Origin of the sequence: Pseudomonas sp. SWRI81 (genome assembly GCF_014268545.1) — a bacterium.
GTDB lineage: Bacteria > Pseudomonadota > Gammaproteobacteria > Pseudomonadales > Pseudomonadaceae > Aquipseudomonas > Aquipseudomonas hamedanensis.
This window is the reverse complement of the sequence record NZ_JABWQS010000022.1, coordinates 1-20,429: the sequence shown is the minus strand read 5'-3', so window position 1 is coordinate 20,429 and position 20,429 is coordinate 1. Positions and strand designations below refer to the sequence as shown.

Sequence of the window (20,429 nt, the reverse complement as noted above, 5' to 3'; positions counted from 1 at the left end):
GCGAGGGAGCTTGCTCCCGCTGGGCTGCGCAGCGGTCGCAAAAAATCCATGAGCGCTGCGCACTCAAGCGGGAGCAAGCTCCCTCGCCACAAGCAAACTTCGCCCCTAAAAAGTCAAGCGCTTAACTGCGGAACAGGAATACGTCGGCCAGCAGTTGATTGCGCGGCAGTCCGGCCAGGTACAGACGCTTGGCGAAGGCGTCGACACTGGCGGTCGAGCCGCAGACTAAGGCCAGGGTTTGCCGGGAAACAAGGCGCAGTTGCGCCAAAGCAGCGGCTGAGTCGGCCGCCGTCCACAGCTCGACACTGAGGTTTTCCCGCTGGGCGGCCAATGCCGCCAGGGGTTTGGCCAGATAGTGCTCACGTGCATCATGGGCCAGGTGAATAACGCGAATGGCGCCTTGGTGATTCTGGCGCAAGGCTTCGCGAAGTACCCCGAACAATGGCCCCAAACCGCTGCCGGCAGCGAGCAGCCACAGCGGCCGGTCATGCCAGTCCGGGTCGTAATGCAACGCACCGCCACGCAGTTCGCCGAGCCGGATCGAGTCGCCGATCTGCAACTTTTGCACGGCATCAACGAATTCGCCGGGCTGGCGGCAATCGAGATGAAACTCCAGAAAGCGGTCTTCTTCCGGCAGGCTCGCCAGCGAATATGGCCGGGCGATGTGATCGATCCACAGCACCAGATGTTGCCCGGCGCTGTAGCGCAGTGGTCGCTGCGGGATCAGGCGCAGGCGCAGAAGGTTGTCGCTGAGCCAGTCCAATGCTTCGACCTGCGCCGGGCGCCCGTCAGTCAGCGGGTCAAAAGTGTGTACTTGCAGATCTTCAATCACCTGGCACTGACACGCCAGACGCCAGCCATCCTGACGCTGCACGGCACTCAAGGCGTCCGGACGATTGTCGGCGGGCAAGCCCCGCACGCATTGCACCAGGCACGCATGGCAACTGCCGGCGCGACAACTGTAAGGCACGGCGACACCGTTCTGGTTGAGGGCATCGAGCAGGTTGCTGCCCGCCGCCACCGACCATTGCCGTTCACCGACACGAAGTTCAGGCATCGACGTTCTCCCACGCGGCTGCACAGCGATTGCGTCCGTCGCGCTTGGCCCGGTAAAGCGCCTGATCGGCACGCTGCAGGGCCTCGTCCAGATCATCGCCGACGGCCAACAGGGTCATGCCGGCCGACAGGCTCAGGTTGCGCACTTGCAAGCCCATCAATTCAACCTCGGTGAAGGCGATGCGCAAACGCTCGCAGCAGGCGGTCAGCCGCTCCGCATCGCAGTCGGGCACCAGCACGACGAATTCTTCGCCACCATAGCGCGCCAGGACATCGCCGTCGCGCAGGCACGCTTGCGCCACGCCGGCAAACGCCTGCAACACCTGATCGCCGGCGGCGTGACCGTGCAGATCGTTGATGCGTTTGAAGTGGTCCAGATCGATCAGGGCCAGACCGTGCATCACATCACTGTCCAGCGCATTCAGCTCGCGTGAGGCGATGCGCAGAAAGTGCCGGCGATTGAACAGGCCGGTCAGTTCGTCCGTGGCGACCAGGTCTTCGAGCTGGCGCATCATCCCGCGCAAGGTGTCCTGATGCGCCTGCAAGGCAAACCGGCGCTGGCGCTGACGTTGCCGGGAAACCTGGACGAAGCGCGCGTAGAGCACCAGCCATGCCAGCACCATCGCCAGAATGCACACTTGCAGCGCGGCGAGCGCAGGCTCGGCCAGGCGGAAATGGTAAGCGTCCCACAGGGTAATCGCGGAAAAACTGAAGAACACCAGCAGCGCGCAGCGGATGAACACCTGTCGCGTGAGATGGAACAGGCCGAACAGCAGGATCAGCACATAAAACACCAGGAACGCGCCGCGCGCCTCGTCGACATGGGCGATCAGCCACGTTTGCCAACCCAGCCCCATCAGCACTTGCGCTTCGGTCAGGCTGGGGTCGGCAAAGCGCTGGTTGCGACCGCTCCAGAATAGCCCGAACAGAGTCGCCTGGCTGATGACCACCAAGGCACTGCCGATGGCCACTCCGCTCAGGGATTGCTGGTAATGCCCGGTGAAAAACGCCAGCCACAGCAGCAGCAAAGCCAATCCGTAGGTGGCCGCAGCGAGGGCAAAGCGTTTGAGCAAAAGGCGTTGAATGGCGTTATGGGTCAATCGTTGACTCACCGTGCGATAAGAGGCTGACCGAGTGTCCTACTCCACAGACCGGCTGCCACTTTAGAGGCCCGGTCGCTAAATGACCACCGATTTTCAGGCTCGAAAATTGACGTCAAATGCATGACCTGACCGAGCTGTATCGATGCCCGCGCAAGGTCCCTGTGGCGAAGGGATTTATCCCTGACGGGCTGCGCAGCGGCCTCTTGCAACCTGTCGATCGCACGGGGCTCACAGGTTTTACGACTGCTGCGCAGCCGAGCGGGGATAAATCCCCTCGCCACGGTCGTCATCCGACCAAAAGCCAATGTGTGCCTGCCACCGAGGCGCGCTATACTGCCGCGCCTTTTTAGCGTCGCGCCAGCAGCCCCGGCGTGCCAGAGGATCAGCTGTGAGCCGCAAGCCTCAAGCTGCCCCATAGAATGTTCCCGTCTTTTAGAGGAGCGCGACTCATGACCGTGATCAAGCAAGACGACCTGATTCAGAGCGTTGCCGACGCCCTGCAGTTCATTTCCTATTACCACCCCGTGGATTTCATCCAGGCGATGCACGAAGCCTACCTGCGCGAAGAATCGCCAGCGGCCCGTGACTCGATGGCGCAGATCCTGATCAACTCGCGCATGTGCGCCACCGGCCACCGCCCGATCTGCCAGGACACCGGTATCGTCACCGTGTTCGTCCGTGTCGGCATGGACGTGCGTTGGGATGGCGCCACCATGGGCCTGGACGACATGATCAACGAAGGCGTGCGTCGCGCCTACAACCTGCCGGAAAACGTCCTGCGTGCATCCATTCTGGCCGACCCGGCCGGTGCGCGTAAAAACACCAAGGACAACACCCCGGCGGTGATTCACTACTCCATCGTCCCGGGCAACACCGTGGAAGTGGACGTGGCGGCCAAGGGCGGTGGTTCCGAGAACAAGTCGAAAATGGCCATGCTCAACCCGTCCGACTCGATCGTTGACTGGGTGTTGAAAACCGTGCCGACCATGGGCGCCGGCTGGTGCCCGCCGGGCATGCTCGGCATCGGCATCGGCGGCACCGCCGAGAAAGCCGCGGTGATGGCCAAGGAAGTGTTGATGGAGTCCATCGACATTCACGAACTCAAGGCCCGTGGTCCGCAGAACCGCATCGAAGAAATGCGTCTGGAACTGTTCGAGAAGGTCAACCAGCTGGGCATCGGCGCCCAGGGCCTCGGTGGCCTGACCACCGTGCTCGACGTGAAGATCATGGATTACCCGACCCACGCCGCATCCTTGCCGGTGTGCATGATCCCCAACTGCGCCGCCACCCGTCACGCACACTTCGTGCTCGACGGTTCCGGCCCGGCCTCGCTGGAAGCGCCACCGCTGGACGCCTACCCGGAAATCGTCTGGGAAGCCGGCCCGTCGGCCCGTCGCGTCAACCTCGACACCCTGACCCCGGAAGACGTGCAGAGCTGGAAGCCGGGCGAAACCGTGCTGCTCAACGGCAAAATGCTCACCGGTCGCGACGCCGCGCACAAGCGCATGGTCGAGATGCTCAACAAGGGTGAAACCCTGCCGGTAGATCTGAAAGGTCGCTTCATCTACTACGTCGGCCCGGTTGATCCGGTCGGTGACGAAGTGGTTGGCCCGGCTGGCCCGACCACCGCGACGCGGATGGACAAGTTCACCCGGCAGATTCTCGAGCAGACCGGCCTGCTGGGCATGATCGGCAAGTCCGAGCGCGGTCCGACCGCAATCGAAGCGATCAAGGACAACAAAGCCGTGTACCTGATGGCCGTGGGCGGCGCCGCCTACCTGGTTGCGCAAGCGATCAAGAAGTCCAAGGTACTGGCGTTTGCCGAGCTGGGCATGGAAGCGATCTACGAGTTCGAGGTCAAGGACATGCCGGTCACCGTGGCGGTGGACAGCAAAGGTGAGTCGGTACACATCACCGGTCCCGCGATCTGGCAACAGAAGATCAGCGAAAGCCTGGCGGTAGAAGTGCAGTAAGCACTGACACCGAAATGAAAAGGCCGCCCCGGCAAACGCCGGGGCGGCCTTTTTGTGCCCGGATCACCCTGCCCAAAACCTGTGGGCGGGTGGTATCCAGATTCGCGACAGCCCACAAAACCCACTGTGGGAGCGAGCTTGCTCGCGAATGCAGGGTGTCAATCAACGAATTCGTTGCCTGACGCCCCCTCTTCGTGAGCAAGCCCACTCCCACAGTTTTTAGCGGTGTACTCAGAATCGCGCCAACACGCAAATCCCATTGTGGGAGCGAGCTTGCTCGCGAATGCAGGGTGTCATTAAACGAATTCGTTGCCTGACACGCCCTCTTCGTGAGCAAGCCCACTCCCACAGTTTTTATCGGTGTATTCAGAATCGCGCCAGCACGCAAAACCCGTTGTGGGAGCTTGCCCGCTCCTAAACGGTGGGTTTCGCGATTAAAAATCCCGGCAAGCACACAAATCGATCTTGCGCACCTGTCAGATCTGACAGGTCACGTCCCACCTTTTTTTTGTTAGCGTCAACTCACCTACGCCACCGAACCTGCAACGGACGCAATCATGGCCGAACCCGAGCTGAGCATCGTCACCCCGTCCATCGCCAAGAGCTCATCGATTACCACCGTCGGCAGAAGCTGGGGCGCCGTGGGGCCGACGGGGGCGGCGGCGTTTGAGTTGCCAATCCCGCTGACCAGCGGCTGGGGCCTGGCGCCGACGTTGTCCCTGTCTTACAGCAGCCAGACCGGAAACGGGCCGTTCGGTGTCGGTTGGGGCTTGGGGCTCAGTCAGATCAGCCGACGCACCAATAAGGGCGTGCCGCGCTATACCGAACACGATGAAATCATCGGTCACGACGGCGAAGTGTGGATGCCCGAACTGGAAGCCGATGGCTCGCTGAAGTGGCGTGTTGAATCGACCTATAACGGTGAATACATCGGCCTGCACCGCGTGGTGCGTTACTGGCCGCGCGTCGAGAGTGACTTTGCCTTGCGCGAGTTCTGGCAACGGCAAAGCCGCGAGGCCGCTCCACCGACGTTCTGGCTGATCCATGGCGCGGATGGCTCGCTGCACGTCTACGGCAAAACCGCAGCGTCCCGGCGCGAGGATCCGGATGATCCGCAACGCATTGCCAGTTGGCTGCTGTGCGAGAGCATGAACGCTCATGGCCAACACATCTGCTTCCTTTACAAGGCCGATGACGAGGAGCCCGATCCGATCCATGACTACCGCGCCCAGCGTTATCTGGAGCGGGTGTGCTATGGCAACTTCACAGCCAGCGCGCAACTGTTCGCCTGGACCGTGGCCGACCCGGGCGATCTGGCCTGGCAGTTTCAATTGATCTTCGACTACGGCGAGCGTACGACTTCGCTCACCGAAACCCCGCCGTTCGATGCAGACATATCAGGGTCGTGGTCGCTTCGCCCGGATCCTTTTTCGACTTACGGTCAAGGCTTTGAAATCGGCACGCGGCGGCTTTGCCGACAAGTGCTGATGTTTCATCAAAACCCGGCCAACCTGGGGGCAAAACCGCTACTGGCCCGACGCCTGCTGTTGGAATACCACACCCCGCAAAATGTCACTCAGTGGGCTTATAGCCAGATCAGCGCCGCGCATTACCAGGCCTTTGATGCCAATGGCAAAGTCGAACATACGCCGCCGGTGGAGTTCGATTATTCAACATTCGAGATCAACAAAACCCCACAGCGCCTGCTGGACGCCGACCACCAGCCGGGCGTGGAAGACGGCGGGTTTTACCAGTGTGTCGATCTTTACGGGGAGGGTATACCGGGATTTCTCTGCCGCTACGATCAGGCCTGGTATTACCGCGAACCGATGCGCTCAGAGCCTGACACCGACCAGATCAGCTACGGACCCTGGGCCCTGCTGGACAAGATTCCCGTCGCGGATCGTGGCCGGGCCAGTGCGCAACTGATCGACATGACCGGCAGCGGTCGTCTCGATCTGCTCATTTCGCAGCCCGGATCGAGCGGCTTCCATGCCCTGACGCCAGAGCGTGAGTTCGAGCGGTTTGTCTTGTTCAACAAATTCCCGCTGGAGTATTCACACGCCTTGTTGACCCAAGGTGACTTCGGCGGCGATGGCTTGATTTCACTGGCACTGATCGGCACGCACGCTGTGCGCCTTTATCGCAACGAGCGCGAGCAAGGCTTCGCGGCAGCGCAAGAGGTGCCCCATCAGCGCGACCGCCTGCCATTGCTCAGCAACTCGCGCTCTGAACTGGTGGTGCTCGGCAACTTGCTCAGCAGCGACATGCCCGAACTGTGCCGCATTCGCCACGATGAAATTCGCTGCTGGGCCAACCTCGGCCACGGCAGGTTCGGCGAAGGCCAAACAATCAGCGCACTGCCCTTCGCCTATGAACAGTTCGATTCCTCGCGGGTGCGCCTGGCCGACCTCGATGGTTCCGGGGCACCGGCGCTGATTTATCTGAAATCCGATGTCTTCGAGATCTACCTGAACCGCGGTGGCAATGGACTGGAGCAGATTCCGGTCAGCGTGCCCTGGCCCGAAGGCGTGCGCTATGACTCACTTTGCCAGGTGAGCTTCGCCGACCTTCAGGGGTTGGGCTGCGCCAGCCTGATTCTGACGGTGCCCCATGTTCATCCGCAGCACTGGCGTTACGATTTCGTCGCGGCCAAGCCGTATCTGTTGATCACGAGCAATAACAACATGGGATGCAGTGCCAGCGTGGTCTATCGCAGTTCAGCGCAGGAGTGGCTCGATGAAAAACACAACTTGCTCAAGCTCGGTCGTCCACCGGCTTCACATCTGCCATTCCCGGTGGCCGTGGTCAAAAAACAGCAACAACTGGATGAAATCACCGGTAACTGCCTGACGCAGTTGTTTACCTGGCGTGAAGGCGTTTACGACAGTCGGGAACGTGAGTTCCGCGGCTTCGGCCAGTTACAGCAAGTCGACAGCGAAAGCGCCACGGGCGACGACGATATCGGCTTCAGCCAGCCGGTGCGGGTGTGTACCTGGTTTCATACCGGCCAAGCGATGGATCGCCCCCGTGACGGCTACTTCAATGACGACAAGGACGCCATTGCGTTGGGCCCTACGCTGTTCAGCCTTACGCCGCCGCACGAAAACGATTTCGATGACCCTCTCCCCCCGCACGACGCCGATACGCAATACCAGATTGCGCGGGCGCTGGTCGGTTCGGTCATTCGCATCGAAACCTATGCCGACAACGAAGTGGCCGAGCCGGGAGTCGCCACTCTGTTTAGCGTTGAAGAGCGGCGCTATCTGGTACGCGAGGTCCGGCCACAGGGCCAGTATGCTGCCGCGGTGTTGCTGCCGTTGTTGGTGGAAAGCATCAACTATCAGTACGACCGGGTGATCGACGACCCACTGTGCCGTCACGAGACCAACATGCGCTGGAACGCGTTCGGCTCGCTGATCCACGCCCTGACCGTGAGCTATGCCCGGCGCCTGACGAAGGACCGCCCGCCGCCATTTACCGATCCAGACGAACAGCAATGGTGGCGCGACGCTCATGACCCGGCGCAGCAATCGTTTTATCTGAGCGAAATGCTTGCCCAATTTATTGACCTGATCGATCCGCAGCAGTGGCGGCTGGGCTTACCTTACCTGCAACGCGGTAACGCCCTGGTCTTGCCCAAGGGCACACTGCCGACCGGTCTCAGTGCCGGGCAGGTGTCGTATGAGCAGTTGAAGCTTCATCAGGATTCGCCGCACTGGCGTACCGAGCGCGTTCTGACGACTCAGTCCGTGCAGCGCTATGTAAAAAAGGACGGCACACCATTGGACGATGGCGTTGCCGAGTTCGAAGCGCTGCGCGGACCGCTGGAACTGGCACAACTGGACAAGGTCGCGCTGGCGGCGTACGGCGACCTGCCTGCGCCGTTTAACATCCATGACGAATTGATCGAAATCGGCTATACGCCGATGGCGTTTTTGTTTGAACCCACCGCCCCACCCGGTGCCGATCCAGCGCTGTATTCGGCGCATTTCGGCTTCGCCGAATACGCTGGCATCGACGGCTTTTACAAGGTCCTGCGCTACCGCGAAACCCTCAGCCACGGTTTCACCTGCGCCACATACGACGCCCACGGGCTGGCCCTCGTCCGTGTCAAGTTGCCCGATTGCTGCACGACACACATCGCCCATGACTACCACCTCCTGCAACCGTCGAGCATCATTGACTTCAACGACAACATCCAGGAGGTCATCTGTGCCCCTTCGGGACAGCCTCTGGCGACGAGTTTCCATGGCACTGCAAACGGCATTGCCGCAGGATTCAGACCGCTGGATGAATATGTTCCCCCGCAAGATCACCGACCCGACCCGGCCATTGCCGATCCGGTAGCGGCCGTGCAATACGCCGCGAGCGCCCTGCGCCGCGATTTGTTCAGCTGGATGGGACAGATTGCCGCCCCTGCCGATACGCTCGCCCAATGGGCCGTTGACGGCTATCTGCTGCCCAGCGGACATATTCGCGCCAGTGCCCGCCAGCGGCTTACACGGCGCGCCACCCTGGCGCCGGCTGAACAACAATTACTGGCGGCAATCGAAGCGGCTCATCGCGAGCCCGCGCATAGCGTGGTGCTCAGTGCCGACCGCGATTACTACGACGAGACGCCCGCACAGATCCAGATCATCAAGGCGTGCGTGGATGGCTTTGGCCGGGCGTTGCAGACCCAGCAATTGGTCGATCCGGGCCTGGCATACAAGGTCGTGGATGGCTGGCTGGTCATTGAGGATGGCAAGTATGTCGAGGTGTATGCCGATCCGCGCTGGCGTGTCAGTGAGCGGGTCGAATACAACAACAAGGGTTTGCCGATTCGCCAGTTCCGGCCGTTTTTCGCCGATGTGCACGGCTACGTCAATGACCGGTCCATGCGTGAACTCGGTTATTTCGATCAGCTGTTCTATGACGCCCTGGGCCGGCTGATCAAAGTGATCAACGCCAAGGGCGACTATGCCCTCGATCACCACCATCCCTGGTATAAGACGCACCTCGACTTTAACGACACCGCCTCGCCACCTGATAGAGCGAAGGCGCAAGCATCATGAACACCGGCGAGCATTGGCACACACCAACACTTTCGGTGAGCGACGGCCGTGGCCTGCCCGTGCGCCAGATTGGCTATCTGCGCACGGCCAGCGAGATCGAATCACGGGTCAACCGTCAGCAACACGATCTGGCTGGACGACTCGTATCGCAGTGGGATCCGCGCCTGCCCGAGCCCTGCCTGACTACGATTTATGGCCTGGACGGCGCCGTACTCAAATCCACCAGCGTCGACGCCGGATGGCGTCTGAATCTGCCGGGGCTGGCGGGCGAGCCGCTGCGGCGCTGGGATGCCCGTGGCAATCAGTGGCGCACGACCTTCGACGAGCAGTTGCGCGTGGTCGTGGTCGAGGAGAACGGTGAAGCCGGTGTCGAGGTGTTTGCCTACGCCGATGCCCAGGCCGACGCCGGGCACAACCTGCGCGGACAGTTGCTCGAGCAGCAAGACCGCTCCGGTACCCTGCGCACCGACAGCTTCGCCCTGACCGGTCAGCCACTGCGCGAAACCCGCACCTTTGGCGATGGCGAGGCGTTCACCAGCCACTGGGTGTTCAGCCCACTGGGCGCAGTGCTGGAACAGACCGATGCCGGCCAACACCGCCAGCAGTCGCGTTATGGACTGGCCGGGCATCTCAGGCAGGTGCAGTTGCTGATCAACGGAGAGTCAGACTGGCAATCCGTGCTGCTCGATGCGCACTACAACGCTGCCGGCCAGATCATCGAGCAACAGGCCGGCAACGGTGTGCGCAGCCTATGGTCTTACGATCCGGCCGATGGGCGTCTGCACACCCAGTCCAGCCGTAAAGACGCCGGGACGGTGCTGCAAAACCTTGAGTATTTCTACGACCGAGTCGGCAACATCACCCGCATCGAAGACCACGCTTTCCAGCCGAGCTGGTTTGCCAACCAGCGGGTCGATGGCCATCGCAACTTTGTCTATGACTCGCTGTACCGCCTGATCCATGCCAGCGGTTACGACGATGGCCCGCTCTCGGACATCCCCGGCCTGCCACAACCGACTGACCCCAACAACCGCCTCAATTACACCCAGACCTACGCCTACGACGCGGGCGGCAACCTGGAAAAACTGGTGCACGTACGGGACGGCGCCAGTCACACCGTGCAGATGTGCATTGACCCCACCAGCAACCGCGCCGTGCGCTGCAAACCCGACGATCCGCCGCCGGACTTCGTCAAACTGTTCGACCGCCATGGCAACCAGCAGAACGTACAGGCCGGTCAACCGCTGACCTGGAACGTCCGTGACGAAGTACAAACCATCACGCTGGTCGATCGCGGCGGTCGCGACGACGCCGAGCACTATGGATACAGCCAGGGCGTGCGGGTGTTCAAACGCCACGAAACCTTCACCGCCAGCACTGAACATTTCCATCAGGTGCGCTACCTGCCGGGCCTGGAAATTCGCAGCAAGGACAACGGAGAAGAACTGCACGTCATCAGCGTGGGCAGTGCACGCTGCCTGCATTGGGCTAAGAATCTGCCAAGGGAAATCGCCAACGACCAGCTGCGCTTCAGCCTTGAGGATCATCTGGGTTCCTGTGCGATGGAGCTGGATCAGAACGCCCGGATCATCAGCCACGAAGGCTACTACCCGTTCGGCGCTACCGCGTGGCTGACGGCCGAGTCGGCCATTGAAGTCAGTTACAGGTTCGTCCGTTATTCGGGCAAGGAGACAGACGTCAGCGGGCTGATTCACTACGGCGCACGCTATTACGCGCCTTGGTTGCAGCGCTGGATCAGTCCAGATTCGGCGGGGGACGTGGACGGGCTGAATCTGTATGGGTTTGTGGGCAACAATCCCATGCGCTTTACCGACCCCGATGGCAATTCGCGGGCCGAGTTCGTGATCATGCTGTATTCGCAGTTCGCTTCAGCCGTTCACGACAACTCCGAACTGCTCCTGGGGCAACTGCACGACATCATCCATCAGAAAAACATCGCGGCCAATCTGGCGCTGAATCTGTTGGGGGAAACTTTAAGCGGTATAGCCGCCTACGAAGGCGGGGGGCAGGGAACCAATCAATTCAATGCCATGGTTCCCTCGCTGGCAGACGTGCAGGCTTTTGTGAGCCCGGGAGGATTGATCGGGGGCAACATTGGTGGTGACCTTGCCGGTGCAATGGCGGATCCGGTGGTGAAGAGCGTTGGCCCGCGTTTCGGCCCATTAATTCCACAAACCTCACAGATGTCTGTCAGCGCGATTGATAAAAGTCTGGGAGTCGAAGACCCCGTCAAGGAAATCACCTCCTGGCGAGACTTCAAGGACGAGGTAATGCACCCGGCGCTCAACGCAGTACTCAATCCGGTTTTTCTTATGAACAGGGTCGTGGCCTCAGTCATCGGGATCATTCCCGGCGCGCTCAATATGGGCGCTCGCGCTCAGGAAGCCGAAGACATAAAAAACCGCCTCGACCCGGCGAAAATTCAGAAAATCGAAAAAATGCTCGATGGCTGGAAAGCCGCCGTCGAGCAACGTTCCACCTGGGCCGAGAACGCTTTCGATGCGCTGGGCAGTGATGTCGTCGCTCCAGCCAGCGTGCTGCCCAACGTCAACGGCACCACCTCCAGTGAAACCCTGGCACCCATCAGCCGTTCGGCACTGCGCCAGAAAAGCCAGGCAATACTGGCGAACATTGCCAGGGCACAGGCCGGGCTGGGCGCGTACAAAGAGATGGGCACCACTGACAATCAGTTTTTGCTCAAGCAAAGACACGCAGCCGCCAGGAAAAAGGCCGCCTGAACAGGACCGAAGGCCACGGGCGATGGATCAGTCAGTGCATTGGCACACGCCAACACTTGCGGTGAGCGACGGCCGTGGCCTGTCCGTGCGCCAGATTACCTGCCAAGCCGGTTTTTGCGGGTGACGACAACCCTGCCGAGCGACATGCTATCGTGCCCGCCCGACCTGCCATCCGTTTGCCCAGCATGCTGCCGACTTCCCGTTTCCTGCGTCTGTCGTTGTATACCCTGCTGATCATTGCCGGTGCTGCGCTCGCCGCGACATTGGCCATCCGCCACGCCGAACGTCAGGCGCTGGAAGAGGATGCCGCGCGCGCCAACCAGCAACTGGCGCTCTATGCCAACTCGCTGCACACCCTGATCGACCGCTATCGCGCCCTGCCCGCCGTGCTGGCGCTCGACCCGCAATTACGCGCGGCGCTGGCTGGCACGGTCGACGCCGAGGAGCAGGCGGCGTTGAACCTCAAGCTGGAAAAGATCAATGGCGCGGCGCAGTCCTCGACGCTTGAGCTGCTCGATCACACCGGTCTGGCCGTGGCCGCGAGCAACTGGCGCCTGCCCAGCAGTTACGTCGGTCACAACTACGGCTTTCGGCCTTATTTCAGGCAGACCCGCACCCAGGGCAGCGGGCGGTTTTATGCCGTCGGCGTGACCAGTGGCATTCCCGGGTACTTTCTGTCCAGCGCTGTTCTTGGCGACAACGATGCGTTTCTCGGGGCGATGGTGGTCAAGCTGGAATTCCCCGAGCTGGAGCGTGAGTGGAGCCAGGGCAGCGACACCCTGCTGGTCAGCGACGCCCGCGGCATCATCTTCATCGCCAACCAGCCGGGTTGGCGCTATCGGGCGTTACGCCCGCTGGACGCCGATGACCTGGCCGAGATCAAGGCGACCCGTCAGTACGACAAACAATCGCTGGTGCCGCTGACGCATCTGTCGCTGCGCCGCTTCGATGACAACAGCGATCTGCGCCGGGTCGAAGGGCCACAGGGCACCGCGGATTATCTGTGGGAATCACTGCCGCTGGCGGCGGAAGGCTGGACCTTGCACCTGCTGCGGCGCCCGCAAGTGGCCTTCGAAGACCAGCGCAATGCCGGGCTCGCCGCCGCCGGGGTGTGGCTGGCGCTGGTGTTTCTGTTGCTGTTTCTCAGCCAGCGCTGGCGCCTGGCAAAAATCCGTCAGCGCAACCGCGAAGAACTGGAGCGCCTGGTAGAAGAACGCACCCGCGACCTGCGCACCGCGCAGGAGGGTCTGGTGCAGTCGGCCAAACTTGCCGCATTGGGGCAAATGTCGGCGGCACTGGCCCATGAAATCAATCAACCGCTGACCGCTCAGCGCATGCAATTGGCAACCTTGCGCCTGCTACTCGAACATGGCCGCGTCGATGACGCGTACAAGGCGCTCAAACCGGTGGACGATATGCTCACGCGCATGGCCGCGCTCACCGGCCACCTCAAGACCTTCGCCCGCAAAAGCCCGAGCGGCTTGCGCGAACGGCTGGATCTGGCGACAGTGGTCGATCAGTCGCTACAGTTGCTCGATGCGCGGCTGCGTGATGAGCAGGTCAGTCTGGTCCTGCACCTGGCGCGCCCGGCGTGGATGCGCGGTGATGCGATTCGTCTCGAACAAGTGCTGATCAATCTGCTGCGCAATGCGCTGGATGCGATGCAGGGCAAAGTCTGCAAACGTCTGGAAATTCGTCTGGAAGCCGACGAGCAATTGTGGCGCCTCAGCGTTATGGATAATGGCGGCGGCATTGCCGACGAGCATCTGAATCAGGTGTTCGACCCGTTCTTCACGACCAAACCGGTGGGCGACGGTCTGGGCCTGGGGCTGGCGGTATCCTTTGCCATCGTGCATGAATCCGGCGGCCGCCTGAGCGTCGAAAATGGCGACGGCGGCGCGGTGTTCACGCTGACCTTGCCGATCGATCTGGAGGGGCCTGTCTGATGCTCAATTCGGTAATGGTGGTCGACGACGAAAGCAGCATTCGCAGCGCTGTCGAACAGTGGCTGAGCCTGTCGGGGTTCGCGGTGCAACTGTTCAGCCGCGCCGAGGAATGCCTCGCCGCCCTGCCCGCGCACTTTCCCGGCGTCATCCTCAGCGATGTGCGCATGCCTGGCATGGGCGGTCTGGAATTGCTCGCCCAGGTGCAGCGACGCGATGCCGACCTGCCGCTGATCCTGCTCACCGGCCACGGCGATGTGCCAATGGCGGTCGCTGCCATGCGTGACGGTGCCTACGACTTTCTGGAAAAACCGTTCAGCCCGGAGACCCTGCTCGGCAGCTTGCGTCGGGCGTTGGAGAAACGCCGACTGGTCTTGGAAAACCGCGCCCTGCACGAACAGGCCGACAACCGCGCCCGACTCGATGCGACATTGCTCGGTGTGTCCCGGGGTTTGCAGACTTTGCGCCGGCAAGTGCTGGATCTGGCGGCGCTGCCTGTCAACGTGCTGATTCGTGGCGAAACCGGCAGCGGCAAGGAGCTGGTTGCGCGTTGCCTGCATGATTTCGGTCCGCGCGCCGACAAACCCTTCGTGGCCCTGAACTGCGCGGCGATCCCGGAACAACTGTTTGAAGCCGAGTTGTTCGGGCACGAAAGCGGCGCGTTTACCGGCGCCTCCGGCAAGCGCATCGGCAAGCTCGAATACGCTGATGGCGGCACCTTGTTTCTCGATGAGATCGAAAGCATGCCGCTGGCCCAACAGGTGAAACTGCTGCGCGTCCTCCAGGAACAGAAGCTTGAGCGACTGGGGTCGAACCAGAGTATCCGCGTCGACCTGCGCATCGTCGCGGCAACCAAGCCCGACCTGCTCGACGAAGCGCGAGCCGGACGCTTTCGCGAAGACCTGGCGTATCGCCTGAATGTCGCCGAGCTGCGCTTGCCGCCGCTGCGTGAGCGGCGTGAAGACATTCCTCTATTGTTCGAAAACTTTGCCCAAAGCGCCGCTCAACGTCTGGGGCGGACATTCCCGCCGCTGACCGGAGCGCAACTGAGTCATCTGCTCAGCCATGACTGGCCAGGCAACGTGCGCGAACTGGCGAACGTCGCCGAGCGTCAGGTGTTGGGCCTGGACGAGCCGGCACCGGGAATCGATCCGGGGCAATCGCTGGCGGCGCAGCAGGAAGCGTTTGAAGCGCAGTGCCTGCGATCGGCGCTCACTCGGCATAAAGGTGATGTAAAAGCGGTACTTGAAGAGCTGCAACTGCCGCGCCGGACCTTCAATGAAAAGATGCAGCGGCATGGGTTGAGTCGGGAGATGTTTGTTCCTGACAGTGGAGCTTGGCGGTGACTGGACAGGCCCTTTCGCGAGCAAGCTCGCTCCCACAGGGGATTTGTGCCGGTCACAGATCCAATGTGGGAGCGAGCTTGCTCGCGAAGAGGGAAGCCGGCTCAGCACAATGCTCAGCCCGATGAGCAATTTCCCGCTCACCCTGAGCTCTCAGTAAGCGGATTTCCGCTCACATTATCCCGCCGCCCCCTCTAAACCGGCCCTCTGCCCATTGGCACAGCTCCTGCTATAGCTCAGGCAGGCTGCGTTTCGACGCGCTCCACAAAAACAATTAAATGAAGGATCCTTCAATGGATAACTCCAACGCCCTGCCCCTTGGGTCGGCTGCCGCGCCGGCGAAACCAAGAACCACCGCCAGCCGGATCAAATCGATCTTCAGCGGCTCTGTCGGCAACATGGTCGAGTGGTATGACTGGTACGTGTATGCCGCCTTCTCCCTGTACTTCGCCAAGACCTTTTTCCCCGCCGGTTCCACCACCGCGCAACTGATGAACACCGCTGCGATCTTCGCCGTGGGCTTCTTGATGCGTCCGATCGGCGGCTGGCTGATGGGCATGTACGCTGACAAGGTCGGACGCAAGAAAGCGCTGATGGCTTCGGTGTACCTGATGTGCTTCGGCTCGCTGCTGATCGCGCTGAGCCCGAACTACGAAACCATCGGCATCGGCGCGCCGATCCTGCTGGTGTTCGCGCGCCTGCTGCAAGGCCTGTCGGTCGGTGGCGAATACGGCACCTCGGCGACCTATCTCTCGGAGATGGCGACCAAGGAACGTCGCGGTTTCTTCTCCAGCTTTCAGTACGTAACGCTGATCTCCGGTCAGCTCATCGCGCTGGGCGTGTTGATCGTGCTGCAAAACACACTGACCACCGAACAGCTGTACGCATGGGGCTGGCGCATTCCGTTCGCCATCGGCGCGCTGTGTGCAGTGGTGGCGCTGTACCTGCGTCGCGGCATGGAAGAGACCGAGTCGTTCACCAAAAAAGAGAAGTCCAAAGAAAGCGCCATGCGCACCTTGATGCGTCACCCCAAGGAACTGTTGACCGTGGTCGGCCTGACCATGGGTGGCACCCTGGCGTTCTACACCTACACCACTTACATGCAGAAATACCTGGTGAACACCGTCGGCATGAGCATTTCCGACTCGACCACCATTTCGGCGGCCACGCTGTTCCTGTTCATGTGCCTGCAACCGATCATCGGCGGCCTGTCGGACAAGATCGGTCGTCGTCCGATCCTGATCGCTTTCGGTGTGCTCGGTACGATCTTCACCGTGCCGATCCTGATGACCCTGCACACCATCCAGACCTGGTGGGGCGCATTCTTCCTGATCATGGCGGCGCTGATCATCGTCAGCGGCTATACCTCGATCAACGCGGTGGTCAAAGCCGAGCTGTTCCCGACCGAAATCCGTGCGCTGGGCGTCGGCCTGCCGTACGCATTGACCGTGTCGATCTTCGGCGGCACCGCCGAGTACATCGCGCTGTGGTTCAAGAGCATCGGCATGGAAACCGGTTACTACTGGTACGTCACCGCGTGCATTGCCGTGTCGCTGCTGGTGTACATCACCATGAAAGACACCCAGAAACACTCGCGCATCGTGACTGACTGACCGCATTACACAGCCACTGCAACGGCGGCTGTTCGGACACCTTCGCGAGCAGGCTCGCTCCCACACTGGATCAATGATTGACACAAATCCTGTGGGAGCGGGCTTGCACGCGAATGGGTCCACCGCAATCTCCCGCCTCAACGCCCGCCAAGAAGCAATTAATCGCTGATTAATCTTTCTCGCGCATCCTGCTGTCCTCTAATCGATGAACCGCGCAACGCTCGCTGCCGCGCCGTAAGCGAACCCAACGCATCGCTGTTAATATCAACTTAATCGATTGTTTTTAGCATTATCTTGCACTTTTTAATCAATTTAGTTGGCGTAGCATTAATCCCATGAAACACACGTCGCCAACGAATCCGGAGTAACCGCCATGAAAACCAAACTGATCCTCGCCTTGACCCTGTCCGTACTGGCCGCCAACACCTTCGCTGCCGACGGTTCGGACCGCACCAAAACAGCCGACTTCATTTCCGGCGCCAGCGCTGCCATCGACACCGGCCGCTCTGCCCATTACGCGGCAGACGGCTTCGACAAGACCGGCACTGCCAATGCGATTGCTGCCGACGGTTTCGAAAAAACCGGTACCGCCGCTGCCATCAGCTAATGCTGTGCTGGATGCCAAAGCCCGGCCTCGGCCGGGCTTTGTCGTTCTCAGGTTTGCAGATTTCGCGATTAGCGCAAAACCTGTGGGAGCGGGCTTGCTCGCGAAAGCCGCAGGTCAGTCGCCATCAATGTCGAAGGTGACGCCCCTTTCGCGAGCAAGCTCGCTCCGACAAGGGTCATGCCGTGGAAAGGAATATTTGTGATCGACTGGAAATCGGTTCTGCGGGCCAGCACTATTGGCCTCTGCCCTATGCCTTTGAGGAACACCCGCCCATGCCCGATGACATCCATTTCTACGAACCCGCCCACGGCCACGGTCTGCCCCACGACCCGTTCAACGCCATCGTCGGCCCGCGCCCGATCGGCTGGATTTCCTCGCAGGATGCCAACGGCCAGCTCAATCTGGCGCCGTACAGTTTCTTCAATGCCTTCAACTACGTCCCGCCGATCATTGGTTTTTCCAGCGTCGGGCGCAAAGACAGCCTGAACAACATCGAGCAGACCGGTGAATTCGCCTGGAACCTCGCCACCCGCCCGTTGGCCGAGCAGATGAACCAGAGCTGCGCGATGGTTGCGCCAGAGGTCAACGAGTTTGAACTGGCGGGGCTGACGACGGTGGCGTCAAAGGTGATTTCAGTGCCACGGGTCGCGCAAAGCCCGGTGTCCTTCGAGTGCAAGGTCACGCAGATCATTCAGCTGCAACGCGCCGATGGCCAGACCGTGCCGAGCTGGCTGGTCCTCGGCGAAGTGGTCGCCGTGCACATTGCCAGATGGCTGCTCAAGGACGGCATCTACGACACCGCCGCGGCAGAACCGATTCTGCGCGGCGGCGGGCCGGCGGATTATTTCCAGCTGGGGCCTGAAGCGCTGTTCAAAATGTGGCGCCCGGGGGCGCAGAAGTGATTACCAGATCAACTCGGCGTCATCAGTGACGCCCTTGAGTTTTTCCAGCTCGGCGGTCGCTGCGGCATCGGCGGCGATGGCGCCGGGAAACACCTGCTCGTCGAGCAATTTGTGAAAGCGCGGTGCGCCGCCATCGACCAGGGCCTTGACCGCGATTGCCGCGTAATACCCCTTGTTGCCGCCCAGTTCGACGGGAACGACGGCGGAGACTGCTTCGAAGCGTTCAAACTCTTTACGTGCCATGTCGCGGATCCTGGCTCAATCAATCAAGCCGGACATTAAACCCTCAACCGGCCAGTTTGTGTATCGCTGACGGGCACTGACCGAGCGCTTGCGCTGCCGAGACGTCCTTGAAGGTGTGGAAATCGAGGCTATTGACCACCAGGTCCTGGACCAGCTCGGCGAAGACTTCCATCGACGGACTGTTGAAATACGCGGTCATCGTCTGTTGACTGCTCCAGTAGCCACTGACCAGCCACAGGTCGGCGTCGCACTGCGACTGCTGCAACGAGAAACTCAGGCAACCGGGCGCGGCGCGCGAGACTTCGATCAACGCGCTCAGGCGCACGCCGAGTTCTGCCGAGCGGCCGGCCTGGGCACGAACGAAGGCCATATGACTGACAGGCATCTGCTTGGACATGATCAACCCTCCATGAAATCGCGTGGCAGCCGGGGGACGGGCTGCGACTGGAGCAAAGGTTAAGGGCCGGGGCATCTGCGCCGTTAGTCGATTCCTGCCGTCGCGTTGCACAATCCTGCGAGACTGCGCAGACGACCTGTAACAACCTGTAAACCCGTGTCACACGTCTGTCATACGCGTTTTGTGTAGGCGCTGCCGAAGGCTGCGATCTTTTGATTTTGTCTTGAAGATCAACGGATCGCAGCCTTCGGCAGCGCCTACAGGTTCGTATGGCGGCGGACGCAGGCACCGCTCCGGGCAGAATCAGGCAAGCATTTGGCAGAATGTGTCTACCGCCGCTGCTTGCACAAACATATGCTCTGCTGCATTCCACCTCCCCTGCCGAGGATGCCGTGCATGACGTCATTCGATCATTTTCAAGCCCAACCCACCGTTGACATGGAAAAGCAGCGCGCGGAGCTGGCGGCAATCATACGCCGCAACACCCGCGATGATGGCAGCTATGAAACTGCCATCGGTTCGCTGTACATGTCGCGCCACACCCGGTCCCACGACTTCGCCCCGGTGCTCGCGCAGCCGGCGCTGTGCATCATGGCCCAGGGGCGCAAAGAGGTGCGACTGGCCGATGAATACTTCAATTACGACCCGTTGAACTATCTGGTGGTGTCGGTCTCGATGCCGTTGAGCGGGCGCGTGGTCAACGTGTCGCCAGAAGCACCGATCCTCGCCGTGCGTCTGGATATCGACCCGGCGGAAATCACCGCCCTGATCGCCGACGCCGGACCGATGGGCGTGCCGACCCGACCGACCGGGCGTGGTCTGTACGTCGAACAGATCGACAGTTCGATGCTTGACGCCGTGCTGCGCCTGGCACGGCTGCTCGATGCACCGAAAGACATCGCCATGCTCGCGCCGCTGATTCGCCGGGAAATTCTCTATCGCCTGCTGCGCAGTCCCCAAGGTCATCGCTTGTATGAGATCGCGATTGCCAACAGTCAGAGCCACCGCATCAGCCAGGCGATCAAATGGCTCAACAGCAACTTCGAGCAGCCGCTGCGCATCGATGATCTGGCCAAAACCGTGAACCTCAGCGTCTCGACGTTGCATCACCGCTTCAAGGCGATGACGGCCATGAGCCCGCTGCAATATCAGAAGCAGCTGCGTCTGCAAGAGGCGCGGCGGTTGATGCTGACCGAAGGCCTGGAAGCCTCGGCGGCGGGGTACCGGGTCGGCTATGAAAGTCCGTCGCAGTTCAGCCGCGAGTACAGCCGCTTGTTTGGTGCGCCGCCATTAAGAGATCTGGCGCGGTTGCGGCTTTCTGTCTGATCCGGAGTCTGGGGTGAGGCTTCTGGCGCTTTCGCGAGCAAGCCCGCTCCCACAGTTTCGACCGCATTCCTCCAGCCAGAACGCGGTCAATTGTAGGAGTGAGCCTG

General features: G+C 61.1%; 13 protein-coding genes. 9 read left to right on the top strand and 4 right to left on the bottom strand.

Annotated elements, in window-relative coordinates:
• Nucleotides 1-121 precede the first annotated feature (121 nt).
• Both HU765_RS15345 and HU765_RS15340 read right to left on the bottom strand, forming a co-directional pair.
• Nucleotides 122-1,057: an iron-sulfur-binding ferredoxin reductase gene (locus HU765_RS15345; RefSeq protein WP_186621521.1), complete on the bottom strand. Its 936-nt coding sequence runs from the start codon at nt 1,055-1,057 to the stop codon at nt 122-124.
• Nucleotides 1,050-2,156, bottom strand: a complete 1,107-nt coding sequence (locus tag HU765_RS15340) for a GGDEF domain-containing protein (protein WP_186552216.1) — start codon at nt 2,154-2,156, stop codon at nt 1,050-1,052. Before HU765_RS15340 ends, HU765_RS15345 begins: the two co-directional genes overlap by 8 nt.
• Before the next feature lie 452 nt (nt 2,157-2,608).
• On the opposite strand from HU765_RS15340, the gene HU765_RS15335 reads away from it, so the two are divergent.
• The 8 genes from HU765_RS15335 to HU765_RS15300 all read left to right on the top strand — a co-directional run bounded on the left by HU765_RS15335 (nt 2,609) and on the right by HU765_RS15300 (nt 18,356).
• Nucleotides 2,609-4,132: a fumarate hydratase gene (locus HU765_RS15335; protein WP_007916251.1), complete on the top strand. Its 1,524-nt coding sequence runs from the start codon at nt 2,609-2,611 to the stop codon at nt 4,130-4,132.
• A 557-nt stretch (nt 4,133-4,689) separates the two neighbouring features.
• A complete protein-coding gene (locus HU765_RS15330; protein WP_186621520.1) occupies nt 4,690-9,189 on the top strand; it encodes a SpvB/TcaC N-terminal domain-containing protein in 4,500 nt (1,499 codons plus the stop codon).
• Nucleotides 9,186-11,948, top strand: coding sequence for an RHS repeat-associated core domain-containing protein (locus HU765_RS15325; protein WP_186621519.1), 2,763 nt, complete (start codon nt 9,186-9,188; stop codon nt 11,946-11,948). Before HU765_RS15330 ends, HU765_RS15325 begins: the two co-directional genes overlap by 4 nt.
• A 185-nt stretch (nt 11,949-12,133) precedes the next feature.
• Complete coding sequence (locus HU765_RS15320) at nt 12,134-13,894, top strand: ATP-binding protein (RefSeq protein ID WP_186621578.1); 1,761 nt, start codon at nt 12,134-12,136, stop codon at nt 13,892-13,894.
• Nucleotides 13,894-15,237, top strand: a complete 1,344-nt coding sequence (locus HU765_RS15315) for a sigma-54 dependent transcriptional regulator (RefSeq protein ID WP_186621518.1) — start codon at nt 13,894-13,896, stop codon at nt 15,235-15,237. Before HU765_RS15320 ends, HU765_RS15315 begins: the two co-directional genes overlap by 1 nt.
• A 290-nt stretch (nt 15,238-15,527) precedes the next feature.
• Nucleotides 15,528-16,847 (top strand): MFS transporter, encoded by a 1,320-nt coding sequence (locus HU765_RS15310; protein ID WP_186550127.1) that lies wholly within the window; start codon nt 15,528-15,530, stop codon nt 16,845-16,847.
• A gap of 373 nt (nt 16,848-17,220) precedes the next feature.
• Nucleotides 17,221-17,454 (top strand): hypothetical protein, encoded by a 234-nt coding sequence (locus tag HU765_RS15305; RefSeq protein ID WP_186621517.1) that lies wholly within the window; start codon nt 17,221-17,223, stop codon nt 17,452-17,454.
• 272 nt (nt 17,455-17,726) lie between these two features.
• Nucleotides 17,727-18,356, top strand: coding sequence for a flavin reductase family protein (locus HU765_RS15300; RefSeq protein ID WP_186621516.1), 630 nt, complete (start codon nt 17,727-17,729; stop codon nt 18,354-18,356).
• Here HU765_RS15300 and HU765_RS15295 read toward each other — a convergent pair whose 3' ends face one another.
• Together HU765_RS15295 and HU765_RS15290 are read right to left on the bottom strand one after the other, a co-directional pair.
• Nucleotides 18,357-18,599, bottom strand: a complete 243-nt coding sequence (locus tag HU765_RS15295) for a hypothetical protein (protein WP_186621514.1) — start codon at nt 18,597-18,599, stop codon at nt 18,357-18,359.
• Between the two features lie 43 nt (nt 18,600-18,642).
• A complete protein-coding gene (locus HU765_RS15290; RefSeq protein ID WP_186550120.1) occupies nt 18,643-18,996 on the bottom strand; it encodes an antibiotic biosynthesis monooxygenase family protein in 354 nt (117 codons plus the stop codon).
• 396 nt (nt 18,997-19,392) lie between these two features.
• Here HU765_RS15290 and HU765_RS15285 point away from each other — a divergent pair, with 396 nt between their 5' ends.
• A complete protein-coding gene (locus HU765_RS15285) occupies nt 19,393-20,322 on the top strand; it encodes an AraC family transcriptional regulator (RefSeq protein WP_186550118.1) in 930 nt (309 codons plus the stop codon).
• Nucleotides 20,323-20,429: the final 107 nt, after the last annotated feature.

Excerpts from the sequence above, each read along its gene's own strand:
- HU765_RS15345 (WP_186621521.1), bottom strand. The coding sequence starts at position 1,057 with ATGCCTGAACTTCGTGTCGGTGAACGGCAATGGTCGGTGGCGGCGGGC.
- HU765_RS15330 (WP_186621520.1), top strand. The coding sequence starts at position 4,690 with ATGGCCGAACCCGAGCTGAGCATCGTCACCCCGTCCATCGCCAAGAGC.
- HU765_RS15315 (WP_186621518.1), top strand. The coding sequence starts at position 13,894 with ATGCTCAATTCGGTAATGGTGGTCGACGACGAAAGCAGCATTCGCAGC.
- HU765_RS15305 (WP_186621517.1), top strand. The coding sequence starts at position 17,221 with ATGAAAACCAAACTGATCCTCGCCTTGACCCTGTCCGTACTGGCCGCC.
- HU765_RS15285 (WP_186550118.1), top strand. The coding sequence starts at position 19,393 with ATGACGTCATTCGATCATTTTCAAGCCCAACCCACCGTTGACATGGAA.
- HU765_RS15290 (WP_186550120.1), bottom strand. The coding sequence starts at position 18,996 with ATGTCCAAGCAGATGCCTGTCAGTCATATGGCCTTCGTTCGTGCCCAG.
- HU765_RS15295 (WP_186621514.1), bottom strand. The coding sequence starts at position 18,599 with ATGGCACGTAAAGAGTTTGAACGCTTCGAAGCAGTCTCCGCCGTCGTT.
- HU765_RS15300 (WP_186621516.1), top strand. The coding sequence starts at position 17,727 with ATGCCCGATGACATCCATTTCTACGAACCCGCCCACGGCCACGGTCTG.
- HU765_RS15310 (WP_186550127.1), top strand. The coding sequence starts at position 15,528 with ATGGATAACTCCAACGCCCTGCCCCTTGGGTCGGCTGCCGCGCCGGCG.
- HU765_RS15335 (WP_007916251.1), top strand. The coding sequence starts at position 2,609 with ATGACCGTGATCAAGCAAGACGACCTGATTCAGAGCGTTGCCGACGCC.
- HU765_RS15320 (WP_186621578.1), top strand. The coding sequence starts at position 12,134 with ATGCTGCCGACTTCCCGTTTCCTGCGTCTGTCGTTGTATACCCTGCTG.
- HU765_RS15325 (WP_186621519.1), top strand. The coding sequence starts at position 9,186 with ATGAACACCGGCGAGCATTGGCACACACCAACACTTTCGGTGAGCGAC.